The organism is Nocardia vinacea (assembly GCF_035920345.1).
Taxonomy (GTDB): domain Bacteria; phylum Actinomycetota; class Actinomycetes; order Mycobacteriales; family Mycobacteriaceae; genus Nocardia; species Nocardia vinacea_A.
In genome coordinates this window covers 6,725,480-6,747,138 of sequence record NZ_CP109149.1, presented here as the reverse complement: position 1 = coordinate 6,747,138, position 21,659 = coordinate 6,725,480, and the positions used below count along the sequence as shown (strand labels likewise).

The following is a 21,659-nucleotide window of genomic DNA, read 5'->3' as shown; positions in this document are numbered from 1 at the left end:
TCGCGCATAACGTGTGCGCCAATTGCCAGGATGGTGGTGAGAAGGTGCGGGGAGCGCGATGCCTGTTGGCTGTGCGACAGCATGGTGCGGGGCACTACGGAGTGCCTGAGAGGATGTACGGCGTGGCTGATCCTGGAGCTTTCTCGTTCACCGTTGGTACCCGTATCCCGGGGCGACACGGTCGAACGGGCGTGCTCAGCACGCCGCACGGTGCTATCGCGACGCCCGCATTCATTCCGGTCGGCACCAAGGCGACGGTCAAGGCGGTGCTGCCCGAGACCATGAAGGAACTCGGCGCGCAGGCGCTGCTGGCGAATGCCTACCACCTGTACCTGCAGCCGGGCCCGGACATCGTGGACGAGGCGGGTGGGCTGAGCAAATTCATGAACTGGCCCGGCCCGACCTTCACCGACAGCGGCGGCTTCCAGGTGATGTCGCTGGGTGTCGGCTTCAAGAAGGTGCTGGCCATGGAGGCGGTCGACGTCCGAAGCGATGACGTGATCGCCAAGGGCAAAGAGCGCTTGGCCACCGTCGACGATGACGGCGTCACCTTCCGCTCGCACCTCGACGGCTCGAAACACCGGTTCACCCCGGAGGTTTCGATGGGCATCCAGCATCAACTCGGCGCGGACATCATGTTCGCCTTCGACGAGCTGACCACCCTGCTGAATACCCGTGCCTACCAGGAGAGGTCGCTGCAGCGCACGCACGAATGGGCGCAGCGCTGCATCGACGAGCACGAACGGCTGACCACCGCGCGCACGCATCGCCCGTATCAGGCGCTGTTCGCGGTGATCCAGGGCGCGCAGTACGAAGACCTGCGGCGCAAGGCCTGTCGGGAACTGGAATCGCTGCGCGGCAGTGCCGGAACGGGTTTCGACGGTTACGGCATCGGCGGTGCGCTGGAGAAACACAATCTCGGCACCATCGTCGGCTGGTGCTGCGATGAACTGCCCGAGGACAAGCCGCGGCATATGCTCGGCATCAGCGAACCGGAGGACATCTTCGTCGCGGTGGAGAACGGAGCGGACACCTTCGACTGTGTGAACCCGTCCCGGGTCGCGCGCAATGCGGCGATCTATGTCGCCGAGAGCAGATTCAATATCAATACCGCCAGATTCCGCCGCGACTTCACCCCGATCGACGACACCTGCGACTGCTACACCTGCGCGAACTACACCCGGGCCTATATCCATCACCTGTTCAAGGCCAAGGAGATGCTGGCCTCGACGCTGTGCACAATTCACAACGAGCGCTACACGATTCGGCTCGTCGACCGGATTCGCGAGAGCATCGAGGGCGGCTACTTCGACGAGTACAAGGCCGAAACCCTCGGCCGTTGGAAAGGCTCTGTCTAATTGCCGCGCCTTCGGCGCGGCGTGTTCGCGGCCCCTGGTGTCTCGCGTCCGAGCCGTCGAGACTCGCGACTTCGTCGCATGCGCTTCGACGGCTCGGACGCGAGACGGGCCGCGAACGGTCGCTCGTAAAACTCGCTCCGTTGTGGTTACACCCCAGTAGGCCTGGGGCGTAACAACTTTCAGCTCAGGAGGGCGGGAGTTTCGCGTGGCGCGTAGCTCGGCTCGTGCTTCTTCAGGAAGGCGATCACGCGGTAGGTGATCGGCAGCACGATGACCTCGGCGAGCGTCTTCCAGACGAAGCCGACGATCACGTAGTTCACGAACTGTCCCCAGCTGTCGATGCCGATGGCGGTGGCCGCGATCGAGCAGAAGATCAGCGTGTCACCGAATTCGCCGACGATCGTGGAGCCGATCAGCCGCGCCCACAGGTGCTTCTCCTTGGTCTTCTCCTTGATCAGTACCAGCGAGGCCGAATTCAGCATCTCGCCGACGAAGTACCCGGCCAGGCCCGCGGCGACCAGCTGCGGGGTGGTGCCGATGACGGATCGGAAGGCTTCCTGATTGTCGTAGAAGGTCGCGGCGGGCAGCTCGATGGCGATCTTGAAGCAGACGACCGCGAGCAGCAGGATGGCGAAGCCGTAGTAGATGGCCCGGCGGGCGGCCTTGAAGCCGTATACCTCGCTGAGCACGTCGCCGATGATGTAGGCCAGAGGGAACAGGAACCACGCACCGTCGGTGGAGATCGGCAGGACCTCGATGGGGCCCAGTTTCACCGAATGATCGGTGAAGAATTGAACGCCTTTGGTTGCGCAGATATTCGAGATGATCAGCGTCGCGGTGAACAGGGCGACGACTGGGGTGTAGTAGCCCCGCGCGGCGACGGCGAATGCCGCGTGGGCCGCCGCGGGGCCCCCAGATTCTGGGTGTTCTTCAACTGATTTGGACTCACTCACGCGCTTCATCCAACCAGGTTGTGGAATAGGCTGTAGCAATGACGAATCCCGGCGATTCCGACGAATGGTGGAAACAGTACGGCGGCGAAGGCGTGTCGCCGGAGGCTGGCTCCCAGGGGTCGGTACCGCAGTACCCCTCGGCGCCGCAGTACCCCTCCGCGCCGCAGTACCCGCAGCAGCCGGCTCCGACGCCGCCACCTCAGCCGCAGTCGCAGTACCCGAGCTACCCGCAGCAGCCGGTCGCCGGCGCGCAGCAGCCGTACCCGCAGAACCCGGCCTATCCGGGCGCGTATCAGCCGTACGGCTATCCGCAGCAGGCCCAGGGCACTAATGGACTCGCAATCGGTTCGCTGGTCGCCTCGGTGGTCGGGCTGTGCACCTGCATCGGTTCGATCGTCGGGATCGTGCTCGGTGTCATCGCGCTCAACCAGATCAAGGAGCGCGGACAGGAGGGCCGCGGCCTGGCGCTGGCCGGTATCTGGGTGGGTGCGGGCGGCATCGTGCTCGCCATCGTCTACGTGATTCTCAACGTCGCGCTTTCGACGACATAAGACTCGAAAACATCAGGGGCGCTCCCGATTTCGGGAGCGCCCCTGAGTTGTATCCGGGGTCTGCGATCAGGCCTTGACGACCTGGGTGCCGCCGGCGAACTTGTCGTGCCAGCCCTGCTTGTTCGGGTCCTGCGAGGTGGTGATGATCATGTAGATGATCAGGCCGAGCTCGGCCAGGCCACCGATGCACGGAATGATGCCGAGGGCGACGTAGAGGTTGCGCTTCAGCGAAACCTCCGGGGTGATCTTCGCCGCGCCGCCGGGGGCGACGACCTTGAGGCCCACGATCTTCTTGCCGAGGGTGGTGCCCTGCGAGGTCTCCATGCCGACGAAGTACCCGAGCAACGCGATCGCGCCCACCAGACCGGTCACGATCTGCCCGCCGAGTCCGGAGCCCAGGATGAGCAAGATGATGACGTAGACCGGGATGCTGACGATCAGGTGATCGATGACGCGGGCGCCGATGCGGGCTCCGATATCACCGGGCTGTCCGCCGTATCCCGGCTGCTCGCCATAGGGCTGCTGGGGGTAGGGCTGCTGCTGGCCGTAGGGATCCTGCGGCTGCTGCCCGTACTGCGGCTGCTGTCCATACTGGGGCTGCTGTCCGTACTGCGGCGGCTGCTGCCCGTACTGGGGCTGCTGTCCGTACTGCGGCGGCTGCTGGCCGTATTGGGGCTGTCCACCCTGCGGGTACTGCTGGCCGCCTGGGTGTTGTTGCCCGCCTTGCGGATATTGGTTGGGGTCGTACCCACCGCTTGTCATATGTGTGTCCTCGTCAGTGATCAGTAGATCGGTCGATTGCGTACGTTACGGACATCGCGCGGGTTGCAACAACCCATTCTCATCGAGTATCCACGGTTCCTGGGTCAGATCGGTCGGGTCGAACCCGTCGAGTAGTTCGGCGGGCGAAACCGGGGGATAGCCCAGGGAACTGGCCAGTGCGGCCGCGACCCGATCGGGTGTGCTGCCGAGGGCGAGCTGATCGGCGAGTGTCACCGCACCATCGCGTTTGGCCAGTCGCTTGCCCGCGGCATTCAGCACCAGCGGCACATGTGCGTAATGCGGAACCGGAAGCCCGAGCAGCGTCGCGAGATAGGCCTGGCGTGGCGTCGACGGCAGCAGATCGTCGCCGCGGACCACCTGATCGATGCGCTGCTCGGCATCGTCGACGACGACGGCGAGGTTGTACGCCGGAATTCCGTCGCCGCGGCGCAGTACGACATCGTCGACGGGGCCGCGGTAGCTCCCGTGCAATTCATCGGTGATCTCGAACTCGGTTGCGTGCGCACGCAACCGCAGCGCGGCCGGGCGTCCGTCGGTGCGATGCGCGGCCCGCTCCGTCTCGGTCAGATCACGGCAGGTGCCTGGATAGTGGCCGAGCGGTCCGTGCGGTGCGGTCGTGGCCTGCTGGATTTCCCTTCGGGTGCAATAGCACTCGTAGGTGAGACCGGCCGCTGTGAGCCGATCGATGGCCGCTCGATAGTGCGGCAGCCGGTCGCTCTGCCGGACTACGGGACCGTCCCAATCCAGTCCGATCGCGGCGAGATCCGCCAGTTGGCGCTGTTCAGCGCCCGGCCGGACGCGATCCAGATCGTCGATCCGGAGCACGAAGCGGCGTCCGGTCGATCGCGCGAACAACCAGGCCAGCACCGCGGTGCGCAGATTTCCGATGTGCAGATCGCCGGACGGGCTCGGGGCATACCTGCCTGCTGGATTTCTGACTACTGGCACGTTTGCCATGCTAGGTGCTCCGGCGCGGGTCACCGGATCAGCAGACGCGGCTTGAGTCGGTCTTCGGGAATCGAGGTTCCGCTGTCGAGGGCAGCCAGCAGATCCTCGGCGTGCGCGATTAGACCCGCATGGTCGATTCCGTATGGCACAGCATTGTTTCGGTCGGTGTCCGGACCGGCTTCGTAGGCGCGCAGCCGGGTTACCGCGCGGGTGAGCAGGGTGCGCGCGCCCTTCGGATTCGCTCGCTGGATGTGGGTCAGCCCGACCGCATATTGCGCCAGACCCTGCCACAGCATCCTTTCGGCGAACGGCCCGTTCTTCCACGCGGCCTCCAATACCTCGTGTGCGTTGAATGCCAGGCCGTCATCCAGCAGTTGCTGGGCATAGGAAAGAGTTTGCTGGGGCGGCAGATTCAGGTCGTCCGGAATTCGCGGCACGCCTACGCTGCCGACCGGCAGCGGCCGCCCGAAGCGGTCGCGTGGGCGGGGATTACGTGCGCGACCTGCCTCGTCGCGCGGGCGTTCGACCATGCTGCCCATCATCCATGGACGGAGTCGGAGGCGTCCACCCGAGCTGGTTCGATCATGATTAATTGACGGATCACGGAGCAATCACATCCCAAAAAGTTTGCTGCCCAGCAAACATAGTAATGAATGTCATCTTCCGGCAATGTCTCCGCAACTCCCCATCTTCGCAAGATTGGCAAATGCGAGCATTGAATGGGCAAGAGATCGGCAAATTCTCAATGAACCTGCTAGTGTTTACCGCGCGGGGGCGACCCCGCGAGGTGAATTCACCTCGAAGTGCAGTGCGATCACGACGCACCGTGAAAGTCGCGCGCTTTGGCAAGGCGCACCGCGGGATTCGGCGTTCCGCGCCGGATGCCGGTGCTAGTTAGAACGATGTCAGAAGAATAATCTCGTTCTCGACGCAGCAAAGGAGCTAGTGCCGTGGAAGTTGACTTGACGGGCGCTGTGTGGCGTAAGAGCACATACAGCGGCCCCGACGGGAACTGCGTGGAAGTCGCATTTCTCGTCGACGGCAACGTGGCGGTCCGCGACACCAAAGACAACGGCTACGGTCCGTTGTTGGCGTTTACGCCCGGCGAGTGGAACGCGTTCCTAAACGGAATGTCACAGGGGGAGTTCAGACGCGCCTGAACAACAGGTACGTCCGAACCAACAGCACGGGCCCCGGGTCGGCACGGACTCGGGGCCTTCGCAGGTGCCCAGTGGCCCCAATTCTCAGTGGTGCTGGCCGTCGGTCTGATCCTGAGCTGCGCGTAGCACGGCGAGCTGCTTGCGCTCTTCCTCGTGTTCGGCCGCCATATGACCGCGGGACTCCTGCCACGGATCGGGTCGGAAGAATCCGCCGGTGCCAGGCTTGCCCGCAGAACCCAGCTTGTTCATCTTCTTCGGCACCGTCGCGCCCTGATAGGTCAACGGAATCGGGTGACCATGCTCGTCGACCGGACCGAGCGGCTGGTGGATCTCGATGTACTCGCCGTGCGGCAGCCGCCTGATAATGCCGGTCTCGATGCCGTGCTCCAGCACCGCGCGGTCGCTGCGCTGCAGGCCCAGGCAGATGCGGTATGCGGCGAAGTAGGCCAGCGCAGGCAGGGTCAGAATGCCGATCCGGCCGACCCAGGTCGTCGCGTTCAGTGAGACGTCGAATTTGTAAGCGATGATGTCGTTCACGCAGGACAGCGTCAGTACCACGTAGAAGGTGATCGCCATGGCGCCGATCGCGGTGCGCACCGGCACGTCACGCGGGCGCTGCAGCAGATTGTGGTGCGCGGTGTCCTTGGTCAGGCGACGCTCGATCCACGGATAGGCGATCAGCACCGCGAACACCAGGCCCATGATCATCGCACCCCAGAACGGTGCGGGCACGGTATAGCGGCCCGGATACAGCTCCCAGGGCGGGATCAGGCGCATCATGCCGTCTGTCCACATCATGTAGAAGTCCGGCTGGGTGCCCGCCGATACTTTGGCCGGGCTGTACGGGCCGAAGGCCCAGATCGGGTTGATCTGCAGCAGGCCGCCCATAAGTGCGACGACACCGAGGGTGAACGCGAAGAACGCGCCCTGATCCAGCGAGAACACCGGCACGATACGAGTGCCGATCACATTGCGTTCGGTGCGGCCCGGACCCGGGAACTGGGTGTGCTTCTGATACCAGACCAGCGCGATATGCGCGGCGATCAGCGCGAGCATGATGCCGGGGAACAGCAGCACGTGCGCGATGAACAGGCGCGGAAGGATGATGTCGCCCGGATAGTCGCCGCCGAACATCAACCAGTGCATCCAGGTGCCGATGACCGGAATGCCGAGCGTGATGGAAGAGAACGCCGCCCGCAGGCCGGTGCCCGAGAGCAGGTCGTCGGGCAGCGAGTAGCCGAAGTACCCCTCGAACATGGCCAGGATCAGCAGCAGCGAGCCGAGCACCCAGTTCGCTTCGCGCGGCTTGCGGAATGCGCCGGTGAAGAAGATCCGGAACAGGTGCACGATGATGGAGGCCGCGAAAAGTAGTGCGGCCCAATGGTGGACCTGGCGCACGAACAAACCGCCGCGGACCTCGAAGGAGAGGTTCAGCGCCGTCTCGTAGGCGCGGGTCATGGATACCCCGCGCAGCGGCTGGTAGGCGCCGTTGTAGGTGACCTCGGCCATCGATGGGTCGAAGTACAGCGTCAGATAGGTACCGGACAGCACCAGGATGATGAAGCTGTAAAGCGCGATCTCGCCGAGTAAGAACGACCAGTGGGTCGGAAAAACCTTGTTGATCGACCGTTTGACGAATCTCGCGGCCTGATATCGCTCGTCGAAGGAGTTGGCTTGTTCGCCTGCCTTACGACCTATGTCAACAGCCATGGCCGACACCCCGCTCCGGTGAGTGGTGGTATGTCTTCTACTACAGACGGTAGCAGGGGATCGACCAGGAATCGATAGGTTTCCCTGAACCGCAATGTGGAACAAGATCATTCAGTTTCCCGGTGCCGGCCAATACCGCCGGTAACCCGGTGTCATATCGTCGAGTCGTGAGTACGGTGGCCGCCCAGGACGCGACGATGTACTGGCTGTCGGGCCGTACCCGAAATGACCTCTTCATGCTGTATTGCTTCGACGATTCCGGGCGTTCCGGTGCGCAACTACGCGAGTTCGTCGCGCGCCGCAGTACGGAGATTGCCGACCTGTCGGTGCGGCTGCGCGAGCTGCCCGGAGATCTGGACTATCCGGCATGGGTTCGGTGTGAATTCCGTGCCGAGCAATTTGTGGAACATATCCTTCCGGAACCGGATTGGCCGAGTGTGTGTGAGGTGCTCGGCAAACTGCTCGGTACCGGGGTGGACGCCGCGGTGCGGCCGTGGCGGTTGCATGTGTTTCGGCGGGTCGTCGGTGCGCCGGGGGGTGCTGGACCGGCGATGGTGGTTGTGCTGCAGTTGTCCCATGCGTTGGCAGATGGCCGGCGGGGTGCGGAGATCGCCAGGGGGTTGTTTTCTGAGGTTGGTGAGGGTGAGTTGGTTGCGCGGGATGCGTCGGTGGCCGGGAGGTTACCGGCTGCCCGGGCCGAGCGGGGCGTTGCAGTCGAGCGGGTTGCCGGGGCCGGGCAGGTTGCCAGTGCCGCGCCGGTTGCCGCGTCGCGGGATCCGGTTGCTCGGGCCGAGCGGGGCGTTGCGATTGAGCGGGTTGCCGAGTCCGCGCTGGTTACCTCGGTTATCGGTGCCGCGTCGGTTGCTCGGGCTCTGGGTGGAAGGTCCGCCGGCTTCGGTCGACGCCTCGGTATAGCAGCAGTCGAAGCGGCGCCGGTGAATCCCATACACGTGAATTCGGCGCTGGCGCTGCTCCGGATGCCGATTCAGTTCGCGCGCACGGCGATTCGTGGCTATCAGGCATTCCGGGCACAGCAGGAGTTGGCCGAATTGACCACTGCGGGAAGGCTTCCCGGGCCGGGGCCCGCGTTCACACCGAGTCTGGTGAACCGGAGCGATTCGACAGATAGACACGCCCATCAGGTGCGGATGATCGTCTGCGATGCCGAACGGCTGCGCATCCCGGGCTGCACCGTGACCGTGGTCGCGCTGACCGCCGTGTCGATCGCACTCGATCGCTATCTGACGGCGCGAGGTGAACGAGCAGACCGCCTGGGCGCGCAAGTGCCGATGGCCTTGTCCGACAGTCGGATAGCGGCTCGCAATAACTATCGCAGCCTCGGTGTCGACCTGTTCATCGACGAACCGGACCTACTGGCCCGCGCGAACAGGATCGCCGCAGCCCTAGCCGATCGCCGAACCCGCGCCCAGCATCCATTGCTCACCGCACAGGACCGCGTCACCGCCGTCACCCCCGCCCCACTACTACGCCGCGACATCGAGCGCTACCCGCTCGACACCGTCCCCCACTCCATCGCCGGACACACCGTGGTCTCCAGCGTCCACCGCGGCCCCGCCGACCTGACCTTCGGCGGCGCACCGGTCCGCTTCACCGGCGGCTTCCCCGCAATCGGCTCGGTCATGCACCTGACCCACGGCGTACACGGCCTCGGCGACACCGTCACCGTCTCGATCCACGCCGATACCGCCGCATTACCGGACATCGATAATTACGTCGACCTGCTACGCGATGCGCTGAACGAGGTATTCGACTGCGCCATAGCAGAATTGGGACATCCCGAAACCTCAACCGGGTGATTCACCGCAGCCCGAGGCAGTACTTCTACTCATGTCCGAGCGACATCGACATGTTCGAATGCATTGAACGCTCACACATTCGGGCGGAGACAGCTGCGGCGGCAATTGAGCGGGGGCGCAACCGATGACCACCTCACCAACCGACTCCATCTCGGTAGGCCAGTGGATCGCACGTCTCATCGCGATCGTGATCCTCGTTCCACTGCGCCTGGTATGGGAGGGCGTTGAACTGCTCGGCCGCGGTACCGCCGCCGTCCTGATCTATATCGGGAACCACCTACTCGGCCCGATGTGCCACCTCACCTGGCACTGGTTGGTCCGCCCGGCCTGGGCTTTCGTCAAGGACTTCCTCTGGGGTTGGGTCCTGCACCACGTCCTCTGGGGTCTGGTGCTCACCCCGCTCGCCGCCTTCGCCATCGACTACTTCCTGCGCCCCCTCCGTCGCGCCATCGAGACCTTCCTCTGGCGCCGCATCCTTCGACCCACTCTGACCTGGCTGACCAGGCACATCCTGTTCCCCATCGCCGCCATCACCCTGCGCATGCTGTACCTGGCATGTAAGTACCTGATCGCTTGGCCCGCCTGCCAGCTCTGGCATTGGGTCATGCATCCCGTGTGGCGGCTACTCCGCGCCGCCCTGATTTTCGGCTGGCTGGCCGCGACCGTCATCGTCGGCGTACTCGTGGTAGCCCCTTGCCGCGCCGTGTGCCGCACCATCCTGCGGCCCATCGGCACGGCCTTGGCCGCCGCCTGGCGGACCGCCGTTGTCCGTCCCACCCGCTGGACCTACCTGAATGTCATTCAGCCGATGAACAAATCGGCGACCCGGATCATGACCACGATTTTCGACAACTGACCGGGCGGCAACGGTAAACAGCGAGGTCGGTGCGTCAGCGGTTGGAGAAGGCTCAGTGTTGTTCGCCGGCGCTCGATCGGTGCGAAAAGTGTCCCTTTTCTGCTTGTTCCATCAGACGCATGAACTGATCCGTACCCAGGTGGACGAGCTCCTCGTGGTCGCCGGCCTCGAAGTAGACATCGGGCACCGTGGTGAGACTTTCGTCCATCAGCGTCTGTACGCCGTACGCGCTACAAACGGCCGGGATCGCGCCGACCTCGCAATCCGGGAACACGTTGCGTAGCTCGGATTCCTTGGCCAGCACCAGATGTCGTCCGGTTTGCGACCACAGCTTCGACAAACGCAGGTGATGTGTAGATGGCACCACCGCGCCGACGTAGCCCTGCTCGTCTTCGAGCATGATCGTCTTGGCGAGACGGTCGCCGGGGATATGTGCCGCTTCCGCTGCCTGGGCGCTGGTAAAGCTGTGCGGATGACGTACAACTTCGTACGTGACGCCCGCATCGCGCAAGCATGCTTCCACGGTCGACGAAATAGACATCGCGGACCTCCACTGATCGGCTCGTGCACCACTGAAATGCGGTGGGCAATGGGCACTCGGGGTGCACAGCGTTAGACCGTTCTGCGGGATAGTCTGCGCCTTTGAGCGGTGGGTGTCGGCCCAAACCGCTAAATCCTATCGAGTGCCGGTCGTATCCGCGGCTCCGGCTTTGCCACCGACCTACTCGGAGACGACCAAGCGACGCACTGTGCCCCCGCTCGATCACAGCGGTGCACCTCTGCCTGCCAGCTTTCGGTCCACGGTCGAAAACAACAGCGGGTCAGGACACTCTCAAAACATGTCCTGACCCGCTGTTCATGGCGGAGGATAGGGGATTTGAACCCCTGAGGGCGTTAACCCAACCCGCGTTCCAGGCGAGCGCCATAGGCCACTAGGCGAATCCTCCGTGCAGGAGCATACCGGGTGCACCCGGTTGGTTGCCAAATGGGGCTGGTCGGGGCGGGGAACTCCCAGTTCGGTCCCGGTTCGACCCGTTGCGGTCCACCCCCGTGGTGATCATTGTCGGATCCGCCCGCTACACTGGCTAACGGATCCCGCGCGGCGCGCATCCTGTGAACTCCCCCAGGGCCGGAAGGCAGCAAGGGTCAACGGGCTCTGCCGGGTGCGCGGGGTCCCCTATATTCACTCCAATTCGGAGCAGCCGCCGGGTAACGTGAACACGGTCCGCCGGACGTCGAACGCGCTCGGCTGGATGAAACGGTCCGACCGCGGTAATCGGCTCGGACGTCAATCGCCCCTTCGCTGCTTCGAAAGGCTGCTCAGGATGCCCCGGCAAACGCAGATCGGTTTGATGAGCCCCCCGGAGCTCGTGTCCGAACACGAGACCCAGACCGCGAATTACGCGACGCTCGAGACCGAGAAGCTCACGCTGGATCTGACCAGGGGTAAACCTTCGCCGGAACAACTCGACCTCTCCGCGGAACTGCTCACGCTGCCCGGTCCGGGCGATTTCAAGGACGGCACCGGCACCGATTGCCGCAACTACGGTGGGCTGCACGGTCTCCCGGAATTGCGCGCGATCTTCGGTGAGCTGCTCGGCATTCCGGTCGAGAACCTGATCGCGGGCAACAACGCCAGCCTCGAGCTGATGCACGATGTGATCAGCTACGCATTGCTGTACGGCACACCGGATTCCGAGCGCCGCTGGGTGGCCGAGCCCACGCTGAAGTTCTTGTGCCCGAGCCCCGGCTACGACCGGCACTTCGCGATCACCGAGGCGCTCGGCTTCGAGATGATTCCGATTCCGATCGGTCACGACGGACCGGATGTGCACGCCATCGCCGAACTGGTGGCCGGTGATCCGCAGATCAAGGGTCTGTGGGCGGTGCCGAACTACTCCAACCCGACCGGTGTCATCTTCTCCGAAGAGGTTGTCCAGGAGTTGGTTTCGATGCCCGCCGCGGCGCCGGACTTCCGCCTGTTCTGGGACAACGCCTACGCGGTGCATCCGCTGACCGATACCGCCGCACCCGTCCTCGATGTGCTCGGTATGGCCGCCGCGGCCGGAAACCCGAACCGCCCCATTGTTTTCGCTTCCACCTCGAAGATCACTTTCGCCGGTGCGGGGGTGAGCTTCCTCGGTGCGTCCACACCGAACCTGAACTGGTACCTCGAGCACGCGGCGAAGAAGAGCATCGGCCCGGACAAGATCAACCAACTGCGTCACCTGCGGTTCTTCAAGGATGCCGACGGCGTGCGCGCGCATATGCAGAAGCATCGCGCCATCCTCGAACCGAAATTCGCACTGGTACTGAGGATTCTGGAGGATCGGCTCGGCGCGTCCAAGGTGGCGTCCTGGACCGAACCGAAGGGCGGCTACTTCATCAGCCTCGATGTGCTGGAGGGCACCGCGGCCCGGGTGATCGCGCTGGCCAAGGATGCGGGCATCGCGCTCACCGCGGCCGGTTCGGCCTTCCCGTACCGAAATGACCCGGAGGACAAGAATATCCGTATCGCCCCCAGCTTCCCCCAGCTGCCGGAACTGGAGAAGGCGATGGACGGTCTGGCCACCTGCGTCCTGCTCGCGGCCACCGAGAAATTGCTCGACAAATAGCTCGACACACAACGGGCGCGTACCGAATCGGTATGCGCCCGTTGTGCTTTCGCTCGAATATCAGTGCGGCCTATGGGCCAGCACGGCGAACATGGTCACCGATAGGTGGACATCACCGGTTTCGGCGCCCCGTTTCAGATCCGCGATGAGCTGGTCGCGCTGTCTCTCGGTTATGGAACCGCGCGCGACCGCCATGGCAGAGATGCGGTTGACCAGCGAGCCCGCGCCGACCGTCCGGTCCTGTACCAGGGCGTGCGAGCCGACCTCGTCGATAACCAGGCCCGCCTTGGTCAGCAGGCCGGGTAGCCTGCGGCCGGAGAACGGGTTGGTGGTTGCGGCGATCAGGGTGTCGACGACGTCGCGAACCACCTGACGGTCGCCGGGATGCACGATTGCCGTGCCCCAGTCGCTGTCCACCACAACGACACGGCCACCTGGTTTCAGCACCCGGGCGATCTCGTTGGCGGCGCGACTCGGTGCGGTCAGGTGTTGGAACACCCGCTCGCAGAGCGCGGCGTCGAAGGTATTCGCGCCGAACGGCAGCCCGTAGGCGTCGCCGGAATGGAACTTGGCCGTCGAACCGGCCTGTTCGGCGCGGCGTTCGGCGGAGGTGAGCAGCTGCGGATCGGGTTCGACACCGATCGCGGTGCCGGTCGGGCCGACCGCATCCGCGAAGGCGATGACCTCCGTACCGGTGCCCGATCCGACATCGACCGCACTCTCGCCGGGCTGCAGCGCCAATGCTTCATGTGCCCACGTGCGCAGTCGGCGGATGCCCGGCAGCGCCGCCTGCAGATCCCGCACGTCGACCAACTGATCCTGGCCCGCGCTATCGAAGCGATCCGGGCGTAACCCCTGCATATTCATGGGCCCGATTCCGTCTCTAGGTATTGCCGTCGTCTGAGGCATGGCGCTGAGCCTACTTCGGCACCGACCGCATCGCACGGCAGGACTGTGAGGTGGGTCACGATTCGGGCATACCGCTGATCCGGGTGGGCGGGACCACGTGGCCGACCTTTTCGAGCGACCGGCGAGCAGTCGCCGGCGGCGCCGAGTGAGATGATCGGAGAAGTCCGGTACCAGCGAAAGGAAGTCCCGTGGCCAAAGCGAAGTCGGCGACTGTCAAGCTGTGTCTCGCCCAGGAGCCGGAGGCGGACAAACTCCTTTCCGAGGATTCCTTCGCGTTGCTGACGGGCATGCTGCTCGATCAGCAGTTCCCGCTCGAACATGCCTTCCGCGGGCCGAAGAAGATCGCCGACCGAATGGACGGCTTCGATATCCAGCGGATCGCCGACGCCGATACCGAGGCGTTCGAAGAACTGTGCGCGACCCCGCCCGCCATTCATCGCTATGGCCGGTCCATGGCCCGCCGCACCCAGGAACTCGCGCGCTATGTGGGCGAGCATTACGACGGCAAGACCGAACGCATCTGGACCCAGGGCGATCCGGACGGTAAAGAGGTGCTGCGCCGTTTGAAGGACTTGCCGGGCTACGGCGATCAGAAGGCCAGGATCTTCCTCGCGCTGCTCGGCAAGCAGCTCGGTGTGCAGCCGAAGGGGTGGGAAGCGGCGGCCGGCGCCTATTCCGAAGCGGGCTCCCGGCGCTCGGCCGCCGATATTGTCGACGGCGAATCCCTTTTGGAAGTAAGGGCTTTCAAGAAGCAGATGAAGGCCGCGGCCAAGAAGTCCTGAGATCGCTCCGGGTTTGCCTATTCGAATCTGTCTGCATTTTTTCCTCGTGCCCGATTGAGTTCTCGCCGATGCTTTCCCTCGAGAGCAACACCGAGATGAGGGAATGCAGTACATGAGGATGAGGAAGCTCGCCGTCGTCGCGGCGCTGGTGACCATGGCTACTGGGGTGGCCGCGGGCACCTCTGGCGCCGCCCCGGCCGCGACCGAAAGCGACGACAGCGCGATAAATTTCACCGCGCAAGCGGTAAACGATTCATCGATCATCAAGACCGACGCGGGTTCGCTGGTGGTCGAGGACGATGTCTTCAAGATCAAGGCCGCCGATGGCACCGTGCTCGCGGGCACCCCGCTGCGGTTCCAGATCGATGACTTCGAATTCCCTATCGCCGCACAGATTTCCGATCGCACCGCGACATTGACCCCGCAGATCGATCGCGAGCACGCGGTCTACAAGCCGGTCGCGCTGCCGTATGAGGACAAGGCGCCGTGGAAGACCGAATACGACCGTGAGGTCGCGGCCTGGACGCGACTGACGAGCACCATCTCGGCGGGGGCCACCATCGGCACGCTGGTGGGTGGTCTCGTCGGCGGTGCGGCAGGCTGCGTCCTCGGTGGTATCGCCGGTGCGACGGTCGCCTCGGCCACCATCGTCGGCCTGTTCGGTGCGTTCATCCCGGCCGCCGCCATCGGCTGCCTCGGCGGCATCATCGCCATCGGTGCGCTGGGCACCCTGGCCGGTCAGATCCTGATCACGGCTCCGGTCGCGATCGGTGCGGCGATCCAGTACTTCACCACCATCAACCAGCCGCTCGTCCCGGCCAAGTAGGCCGTACAGCATCCGTGGCCCCACCGTCGCCACGGAAACAGGCCCCGCCCAGTACCTCTCGACTGGGCGGGGCCTTCTTGTGTTGACCGGCAAGATCATGACCTGGGCTTTTATGCGCGAACATTACTTGCGTTGACATTTAATGCGCGTGCATCTAAATTATCGAACGTGACTATGACAGCTACCGCATCCGAGACCCGGACCGCCGCATCTACTGAGCACGCCCCGGGCCATTGGGGTCCGAAGTTGTGGGCCGTGCTGTTCGTCGCCGGTCTGGCGATGTTCCTCGACGCACTCGACGTCTCGATGGTCGGCGTCGCCCTCCCGTCCATCGGATCCGAACTCGGCCTCGACACCGAGAGCCTGCAATGGATCGTCAACGGCTACATCCTCGGCTACGGCGGCCTGCTGCTGCTCGGTGGCCGAGCCGCCGACCTGCTCGGTCGTCGGCAGGTATTCCTCACGGCCCTGGTGGTTTTCGGACTCGCGTCACTCGCGGGCGGTCTGGTCGACAACGGCGCGCTGCTGATCGCCAGCCGCATCATCAAGGGCGTCGCCGCCGCATTCACCGCACCCGCCGCACTCTCGATCATCACCACCACCTTCAAGGAAGGCCACGACCGCAACCGCGCGCTGTCGATCTTCACGGTCTTCGGCGCCACCGGTTACGCCTCCGGTCTGATCGTCTCGGGTCTGCTCACCGGCGTCGACTGGCGACTGACCTTCTACGTCCCGGTGCTGGTCGTCGCGGCCGTGGTGGTCACCGCCTACTTCGTGGTGCCGCGCAATATCGAGAAGGAACAGGGTCGCATCGACTTCGCCGGTGCCGCACTGCTGACCGGTGGCATGCTGGCCGCCGTCTACACCATCGTCACCGCACCCGAAAAGGGTCTCACCGCAACGGTTGTCGCGACCGCGGTAATCGCCGTCGCCCTGCTGAGCGCGTTCTTCGTGGTGGAGAACAAGGTGGCCCACCCGCTGGTGCGGCTGAGCATCTTCAAGGTGAAGTCGATCGTGCGGGCGAACCTGGCAGCACTGGCCATCTTCGGCTCCTACATCAGCTTCCAGACGATCGTGTCGCTGTACCTGCAGAACACCCTGGGTTGGGAGCCGCTGAAGATGGCGCTGGCCCTGGCTCCGACGGGCATTATCGTGGCGATCCTGTCGCCGGTCGCGGGCAAGCTGATCGATCGCTACGGCACCACGCCGATGATCATCGCCTCGATGACCTCGTTCGTGATCGGATACGTCTGGTTCATCTCGTTCGGCGGTAGCGCCGACCCGACCTACGTCGTGGACTACCTGCCCGCGTTCCTGCTGCTCGGCCTGGGCTTCGCGCTCGGCTTCTCCTCGGTCATGGTGCAGGCCACCGAGGGCATCGCCGACCATGAGCAGGGCTTGGCATCGGGACTGGTGCAGACCTCCGGTCAGATCGGTGGCGCGGTCGTGCTCGCCGTGGTCACCGGGCTGATCAGCGGTGGCGCCGCCACCAGCATCGCGCAGTACCGGCCGGGTCTGTACCTGGTCACCGTGGTCGCGCTGGTCGGGCTGATCGCCTCGGCCACCGCGCTGCTGGCCCGGCGTCAGTTGGTCGCCGAAGCGGCCTGACCGTTACGAGCGAACGGCCCGTAACCGGGCGAGCCAGTCACCCCATGGGGGTCGCCAAATGGCGACCCCCATTCGGCGTTTTCGGACATATCGTGCGCTGGGCCACAGTATGATCGGAACATGCTGCGCGGCAAGGATTTCGATGCGAATCACGCATTCGGCGAGGTCGCGCGCCACTGGCAGGGCTTGGTACACGGCGATTTCGGTGTTAACTTTGATCCCATGTCTTCGAGCCGTCCGACCGCACTGCGGGTCACCTACGTGACCGCCGCACTGGGTCTGCGACTGCCGTTGACTCGCGAACTGTGTTGTTCCTGCTGCAGCTGAGCCGCTCTTTCGGCTCGTGCGCTGCCCCGCCGCCGCTCGTGTAGGCACGTCCCGTGGTACGGGACTTCAGCAAGGAATCTTCATATGTCCCTCACCCTTGATCGATCCGCCTCCAGGGTCGTAACCGGTCGTGTCCGTGTCCAGCGCCCCGTCGTCGCGCCGGAACTCCGCATCGCCGACAATCCGGCCGCAGCCGTGTTGCGCGCCGCGACCGGCGGTCCGGTCTCCCGTGACAATGCCGCGCGCACAACGGGTTTGAGCATCGCGACGGTCAACCGCCAAGTCTCGGCGCTATTGGCCACCGGACTGCTGCGCGAGCGCCCCGACCTGACCGCATCGGGTGCGGTCGGCCGTCCGCGGGTGCCGTTCGAAATCGACCACGAGGCTTATCTGACCCTCGGCATCCACATCGGCGCCGCGGTCACCAAGATCGTCGCGGCCGATCTGCGCGGGCGCATCCTCGGTGGGCTGGCCATCGCGACGCCGCAGACCGGTCAGGACTTCGCGACCACCACCGTCGCGCGCAGCGCCAAGGCCTTCCTGCAGCGCTGGCATCGGCGCAAACCGCTCTGGGCCGGTGTGGCGATCGGTGGACGGGTCGATCCCGCGACCGGTGTCGTCGATCATCCCAAGTTGGCTTGGCAAGGGGCGCAGGTCGGTTCGGTGCTCGGCGAGGTGCTCGAGCTGCCGGTCTCGGTTGCGCCGCACGTCGAGGCGATGGCCGCGTCGGAACTGCTGTTGCCGACCGGTGAGCCGCGTGGGACCAGTGGTCCTGGCAGCAGCCTGTATTTCTACGTTCGTGAAACCGCCGGTATCGCAGTGACTTTGGATGGCCGGGTGCATACCCCCAGCAGCGGTCCCGGTTCGATCGCGCACTTGCCGACCGGCTCCGATGTCGAATGCACCTGCGGACGGCGCGGCTGCCTCGAGGTGACCGTCGGTGATCGGTCGCTGCACGCCAGAGCCGTTGGGCGCGGGATCATTCCGGCGCACAAAGGCACCGGCGGTACCACCATCGCCGACCTGTACCGCGCCGCCGAGGCCGGCGCGGCGGACGCGCAGGAGTTGCTCGCCGAGCGCGCCACCATCCTGGGGCACACCGTCGCGATGGTCCGCGACATGCTCAACCCGGACCGGGTGATCCTCGGCGGCCAGGCCTTCACCGGCTACCGCCCGGCGGTCGCCCACGTCGCCCGCGCCTTCACCCAGTCCTCCCAACTCCCACCGACCGACATCCGCATCAGCGGATTCGGCGGCAAGGTCCAGGAATTCGCCGCAGTGGTCACCTCACTCAGCGCCATCTACGCCGACCCCCTCGCCGCCATCCGCCGTACCACCCTGACCGACTAGTCGCCGACCGCAATCGACCGGCCACTGGGATGACCCCGGTGACCGGTCGATTGCGTTGTGCCCCTGTGCATAGCGCTGTTGTGTTCCGCCCAGCCGCGGTCGATCGCACGGAAGGCCGCGGCCGGCCTCAGGTGAAGAGACCTTCGAGGGCGGTGATGAAGTAGGGGAAGTGGCCGGCGAAGCGTTGCAGGTTGCGGTCGCGTTCGAAGGTGCCGAACCAGTAGAGGCCGGGTTGGGAGTCGGCGGCGGGGTTCAGGTCGCGGAAGGCACGGATCCAGTTGTCGGCACGGCCGCCGATCACCATGAACGGCAGCGCTCGGGAGAAGACCAATTCCTGGTCGGCGGGCGGGATCTGGTCGCGGGTGGTCGCGTCGAGGCCGCGCTGCAGTGCGCGGATCTGGCTGACGAGTTCGCGGCCCTGCGCCGTGCGCACCGGTAGGAATCGCGGCAGCAGTACCGTCGCGACGCCGGTGAGCAGGATCGCGACGCCGACCAGTGCGCTGCCCGCGGTGAGCGCCAAGGCGATGGTCGCGGCGATACCGGCAACGATCAGTGCCCCACCCAGCAGGATCGGCAATCCGATGCGGGCCCGATCGATGAATGCACCGCGCTCGATCGCATCGGCGAGCATTGCGCTGCGCACGGTTTGGGACTGCACGCGTCCCGGCGCACGCAACTCGCCGACGGTCACCGAATCGGTGCCGTCCGGCAGCAGTGCGCGGTAAACCGCCTTCTCGTAATCGCGCAGCTGGTCATCGGGTGCGTTCACCCGGTCGATGCGCCAATCGCTATCGCTGACGGGCGTGATCCAGACGTACCGGCGCACGGCGAGGTCGATCACCGTCGCGGCGATGTCGCTCGGATCGGCATGTTCGTCGAGCAATACGCCCGCCTCGCCGGGCAGGATGCCGTCCGGAGAGGTGAACTGGACCTGCGTACCGTCGCGCAGCAGCGGATCGATTGTCTCCGAACCGGCTGTGGTGGCGGCGTTTTCCCGTCTGGTCTTGAGCACGTAGCCCGCCATTGCGGCCAGTGCGAGCAGCAGCACACCGAATGCGACGAGTACCGGAGTCGTGAAGGAGAAGGCGCCGGCCTCGCTGTTGTCGCGAATATCGGCGTTGGCGGGCACCGTGCCGGGCGGCATCTGCAGGGTCAGGTCGATATTGTCGCCCTTGCGTAGGTCGGTCTGGCGCCAGTAGAGCACTCCGTCTGCCTCGATCTGCAGATCGGAGCACTGCCGCAGATTGCCGGGCGGGCCCAATTTGCAGTCCACCACACCCATTTCGTAGCTCGGGCTGATCAGGGATGCGTCGATCGATGCGACATCGGCATTGATGGTGCCGAGCCAGCGGAAGACCTGGGTGCCGGGAGCGTCGCTGACCGTGTTGTGGATCGCATAGGTGAACGTCGATTCACCCGGCTTGGCATCGATGGTGAACAGATCGTTCGCGACCGTCGCGGTGCCGGCGCCCTTGGTATCGACATCGGTGACCTTGAAGACGCGTTCGACATCGTCGCCGACCTTGAGGCGCAGCGGCAGAGTCATTTTGAAGCCGCTGTCGGCGGGGACGGTCACCTTCTCGGTGACCTCGAGCACACCCTCGCGGCTCAGTTTCAGATCCGCGACAATATCGACGCCATCGGTTGCGGGCTCCGTGTGGGCAACCGGTGCGGCGGCCAGCATTCCCGCAGCGGCGAGAAGCAGCGCGCTCGCGGCGCCCCCCCGAAAAGTCAGCATGGCTGCCTACTCTAGACAAGTTGCTAAGCTGCGTCAGCAGCCCGGCGCGAGCGATGGGCCCGCAGGCGGTAGCGCCAGGATAGATACAGTCGGCCGCATGCCGCCCGTCGAGGGTGGCGGTGGGCGATGGGCGGGCCCACGAAGCCCGGGAGCGCCGCAAATTCAATACTGTCGGCGATCATGAGACGAGGGGGTACGGGGGACGTGACCCAACCACCGTACGGTTACGGGCCGGTTCCGCCTGGTGGACAACCGGTTCCGCCGCGTCCCGGTTCGCCATATGGGCAGCCCGGATATCGTCCTGCGCCAGGGCAGCCGGGTTATGGTCAGCCCAGATATGGCCAGCCGCCGGGTTATTCGCCCGGTTACGGTCAACCCGGATATGGCCCGCCGCCGGGTTATGTCCAGCAGCCCGGTTATCCGGCGCCCGGATACGGACAGCGCGCGCCGATGCCGCCGCCGACTCCCTACGGCCCACCCGGGCGTCCACCACAGCGGCGCAAGAGCGGCGGCGGGTGGATCGCGCTGCTGTTGATCATCGTCTTCGTGGTCGCGGGTGGCCTGGTGCGTGGCGCGTTTTCGCACGGCAGGCTCAGTAGCACCGCGTCGGGCCCCGGCCCGAGCATGACCTACACCCCGGATTCGAACGGCGGGGTATCGGAGACCGGAACCAACCCTCTGCTGACCGATCCGAACACCACCTTGATTCCGGCGAAGTGCTCGTACGCACCGTGGAGCACGCAGGTGGACACCGCGCGCAAGTTCTTCGAGACCGCTGCGAGCTGCCTGGAGTCGGCGTGGAAACCCGTACTGGCACAGAAGAATCTGCCGTTCCAGTCGCCGACACTGAATGTCAGCGCGAGCACGGACGGCATCACCACGCCGTGCACCGGCTCCACGAGTAATTTCGCCGCGTTCTACTGCCCGGCGAACAAGACGATCTACATGCCGCTCAGTCAGCTGCAGACCGATCTGTTCAAGGACAACTGGATCGTCTACCTGTCGGTCTTCGCCCACGAATACGGTCACCACGTGCAGGCGATGGCCGGAATCCTGCGCAAGGCCAATAGCGATCGCGTCGACGCGGGCGTGCGCAGTGAGAAGGGTTTGGAGCTCTCGCGCCGAATCGAGTTGCAGGCCAACTGCTTCGACGGCATGTATCTCGGCTCCTCGGCCAATGGCGGTTCGCTGAAAACGGCGCAGATCACGCTCGCCCGCCGCGACGCCCACGGCCGCGGTGACCAGCGCGGTGATATGCGCGATCACGGGACCACGGAGAACGGTGGCGCGTGGTTCGAGATCGGAGTGGACAAAGACCGTGCGGCACAGTGCAATACGTTCACCGCGTCGGCCAGTTCGGTGTCGTGA

General features: G+C 64.9%; 20 protein-coding genes, 1 tRNA gene and 1 other RNA gene. 13 read left to right on the top strand and 9 right to left on the bottom strand.

All coding sequences use genetic code 11. The features are described 5' to 3' along the window. Positions 1-113: 113 nt before the first annotated feature. On the top strand, positions 114-1,358 hold the full coding sequence (tgt, locus tag OIE68_RS30775) for a tRNA guanosine(34) transglycosylase Tgt (protein WP_419150584.1): 1,245 nt from the start codon (positions 114-116) through the stop codon (positions 1,356-1,358). 179 nt (positions 1,359-1,537) lie between these two features. On the opposite strand, the gene OIE68_RS30770 is transcribed toward tgt, so the two are convergent. Next, positions 1,538-2,320: a queuosine precursor transporter gene (locus tag OIE68_RS30770; protein ID WP_327094503.1), complete on the bottom strand. Its 783-nt coding sequence runs from the start codon at positions 2,318-2,320 to the stop codon at positions 1,538-1,540. Between the two features lie 29 nt (positions 2,321-2,349). Between OIE68_RS30770 and OIE68_RS30765 the strand changes: the two genes are divergently transcribed. Next, the gene (locus OIE68_RS30765) at positions 2,350-2,862 is read left to right on the top strand and encodes a DUF4190 domain-containing protein (RefSeq protein ID WP_327094502.1); all 513 of its coding nucleotides are present in this window, start codon (positions 2,350-2,352) and stop codon (positions 2,860-2,862) included. A 66-nt stretch (positions 2,863-2,928) separates the two neighbouring features. On the opposite strand, the gene OIE68_RS30760 is transcribed toward OIE68_RS30765, so the two are convergent. From OIE68_RS30760 to OIE68_RS30750, 3 genes are read right to left on the bottom strand one after another with little or no spacing between them, the layout of a single operon-like run. Then, the gene (locus tag OIE68_RS30760; protein WP_327094501.1) at positions 2,929-3,624 is read right to left on the bottom strand and encodes an RDD family protein; all 696 of its coding nucleotides are present in this window, start codon (positions 3,622-3,624) and stop codon (positions 2,929-2,931) included. Between the two features lie 45 nt (positions 3,625-3,669). After that, positions 3,670-4,602, bottom strand: a complete 933-nt coding sequence (gene gluQRS, locus OIE68_RS30755; protein ID WP_419150583.1) for a tRNA glutamyl-Q(34) synthetase GluQRS — start codon at positions 4,600-4,602, stop codon at positions 3,670-3,672. A gap of 20 nt (positions 4,603-4,622) precedes the next feature. Beyond that, a complete protein-coding gene (locus tag OIE68_RS30750; protein WP_327094499.1) occupies positions 4,623-5,123 on the bottom strand; it encodes a DUF309 domain-containing protein in 501 nt (166 codons plus the stop codon). A 420-nt stretch (positions 5,124-5,543) separates the two neighbouring features. On the opposite strand from OIE68_RS30750, the gene OIE68_RS30745 reads away from it, so the two are divergent. Beyond that, a complete protein-coding gene (locus tag OIE68_RS30745) occupies positions 5,544-5,753 on the top strand; it encodes a DUF397 domain-containing protein (protein WP_327094498.1) in 210 nt (69 codons plus the stop codon). 84 nt (positions 5,754-5,837) lie between these two features. Here OIE68_RS30745 and OIE68_RS30740 read toward each other — a convergent pair whose 3' ends face one another. Next, positions 5,838-7,463, bottom strand: coding sequence for a cytochrome bc complex cytochrome b subunit (locus tag OIE68_RS30740; protein ID WP_327094497.1), 1,626 nt, complete (start codon positions 7,461-7,463; stop codon positions 5,838-5,840). A gap of 167 nt (positions 7,464-7,630) precedes the next feature. Here OIE68_RS30740 and OIE68_RS30735 point away from each other — a divergent pair, with 167 nt between their 5' ends. Next, complete coding sequence (locus OIE68_RS30735) at positions 7,631-9,280, top strand: WS/DGAT domain-containing protein (protein WP_327094496.1); 1,650 nt, start codon at positions 7,631-7,633, stop codon at positions 9,278-9,280. Positions 9,281-9,404: 124 nt separating this feature from the next. Next, positions 9,405-10,136, top strand: coding sequence for a hypothetical protein (locus OIE68_RS30730; protein ID WP_327094495.1), 732 nt, complete (start codon positions 9,405-9,407; stop codon positions 10,134-10,136). Positions 10,137-10,188: 52 nt separating this feature from the next. Here the strand turns inward: OIE68_RS30730 and OIE68_RS30725 are convergent, their stop codons facing one another. Both OIE68_RS30725 and OIE68_RS30720 read right to left on the bottom strand, forming a co-directional pair. Further along, entirely contained in the window at positions 10,189-10,677 is a 489-nt protein-coding gene (locus tag OIE68_RS30725) for a YbaK/EbsC family protein (RefSeq protein WP_327094494.1), read from the bottom strand. A gap of 318 nt (positions 10,678-10,995) precedes the next feature. Next, positions 10,996-11,083 (bottom strand) — tRNA-Ser (locus OIE68_RS30720). A 140-nt stretch (positions 11,084-11,223) separates the two neighbouring features. Here OIE68_RS30720 and ffs point away from each other — a divergent pair. Together ffs and OIE68_RS30710 are read left to right on the top strand one after the other, a co-directional pair. Beyond that, an RNA gene (ffs, locus tag OIE68_RS30715) (signal recognition particle sRNA small type) lies at positions 11,224-11,318 on the top strand. 143 nt (positions 11,319-11,461) lie between these two features. Beyond that, positions 11,462-12,751 carry an aminotransferase class I/II-fold pyridoxal phosphate-dependent enzyme gene (locus OIE68_RS30710; RefSeq protein WP_327094493.1) on the top strand — a complete coding sequence of 430 codons (1,290 nt, stop codon included), beginning with the start codon at positions 11,462-11,464 and terminating at the stop codon, positions 12,749-12,751. A gap of 60 nt (positions 12,752-12,811) precedes the next feature. Here the strand turns inward: OIE68_RS30710 and OIE68_RS30705 are convergent, their stop codons facing one another. Continuing rightward, positions 12,812-13,660, bottom strand: a complete 849-nt coding sequence (locus OIE68_RS30705; RefSeq protein ID WP_419150582.1) for a methyltransferase domain-containing protein — start codon at positions 13,658-13,660, stop codon at positions 12,812-12,814. Between the two features lie 188 nt (positions 13,661-13,848). Here OIE68_RS30705 and OIE68_RS30700 point away from each other — a divergent pair, with 188 nt between their 5' ends. The 5 genes from OIE68_RS30700 to OIE68_RS30680 all read left to right on the top strand — a co-directional run bounded on the left by OIE68_RS30700 (position 13,849) and on the right by OIE68_RS30680 (position 18,553). Further along, positions 13,849-14,442 (top strand): HhH-GPD-type base excision DNA repair protein, encoded by a 594-nt coding sequence (locus tag OIE68_RS30700; RefSeq protein ID WP_327094492.1) that lies wholly within the window; start codon positions 13,849-13,851, stop codon positions 14,440-14,442. 112 nt (positions 14,443-14,554) lie between these two features. Continuing rightward, complete coding sequence (locus tag OIE68_RS30695; protein ID WP_327094491.1) at positions 14,555-15,268, top strand: hypothetical protein; 714 nt, start codon at positions 14,555-14,557, stop codon at positions 15,266-15,268. A 174-nt stretch (positions 15,269-15,442) separates the two neighbouring features. Beyond that, a complete protein-coding gene (locus OIE68_RS30690) occupies positions 15,443-16,876 on the top strand; it encodes an MFS transporter (protein ID WP_327101871.1) in 1,434 nt (477 codons plus the stop codon). Positions 16,877-16,996: 120 nt separating this feature from the next. Further along, entirely contained in the window at positions 16,997-17,203 is a 207-nt protein-coding gene (locus OIE68_RS30685; RefSeq protein ID WP_040685950.1) for a hypothetical protein, read from the top strand. An 84-nt stretch (positions 17,204-17,287) separates the two neighbouring features. Continuing rightward, on the top strand, positions 17,288-18,553 hold the full coding sequence (locus tag OIE68_RS30680; protein ID WP_327094490.1) for an ROK family protein: 1,266 nt from the start codon (positions 17,288-17,290) through the stop codon (positions 18,551-18,553). A gap of 127 nt (positions 18,554-18,680) precedes the next feature. Here OIE68_RS30680 and OIE68_RS30675 read toward each other — a convergent pair whose 3' ends face one another. Beyond that, entirely contained in the window at positions 18,681-20,291 is a 1,611-nt protein-coding gene (locus OIE68_RS30675) for a DUF2207 family protein (RefSeq protein WP_327094489.1), read from the bottom strand. 450 nt (positions 20,292-20,741) lie between these two features. Here OIE68_RS30675 and OIE68_RS30670 point away from each other — a divergent pair, with 450 nt between their 5' ends. Further along, positions 20,742-21,659 (top strand): neutral zinc metallopeptidase, encoded by a 918-nt coding sequence (locus OIE68_RS30670; protein ID WP_327094488.1) that lies wholly within the window; start codon positions 20,742-20,744, stop codon positions 21,657-21,659.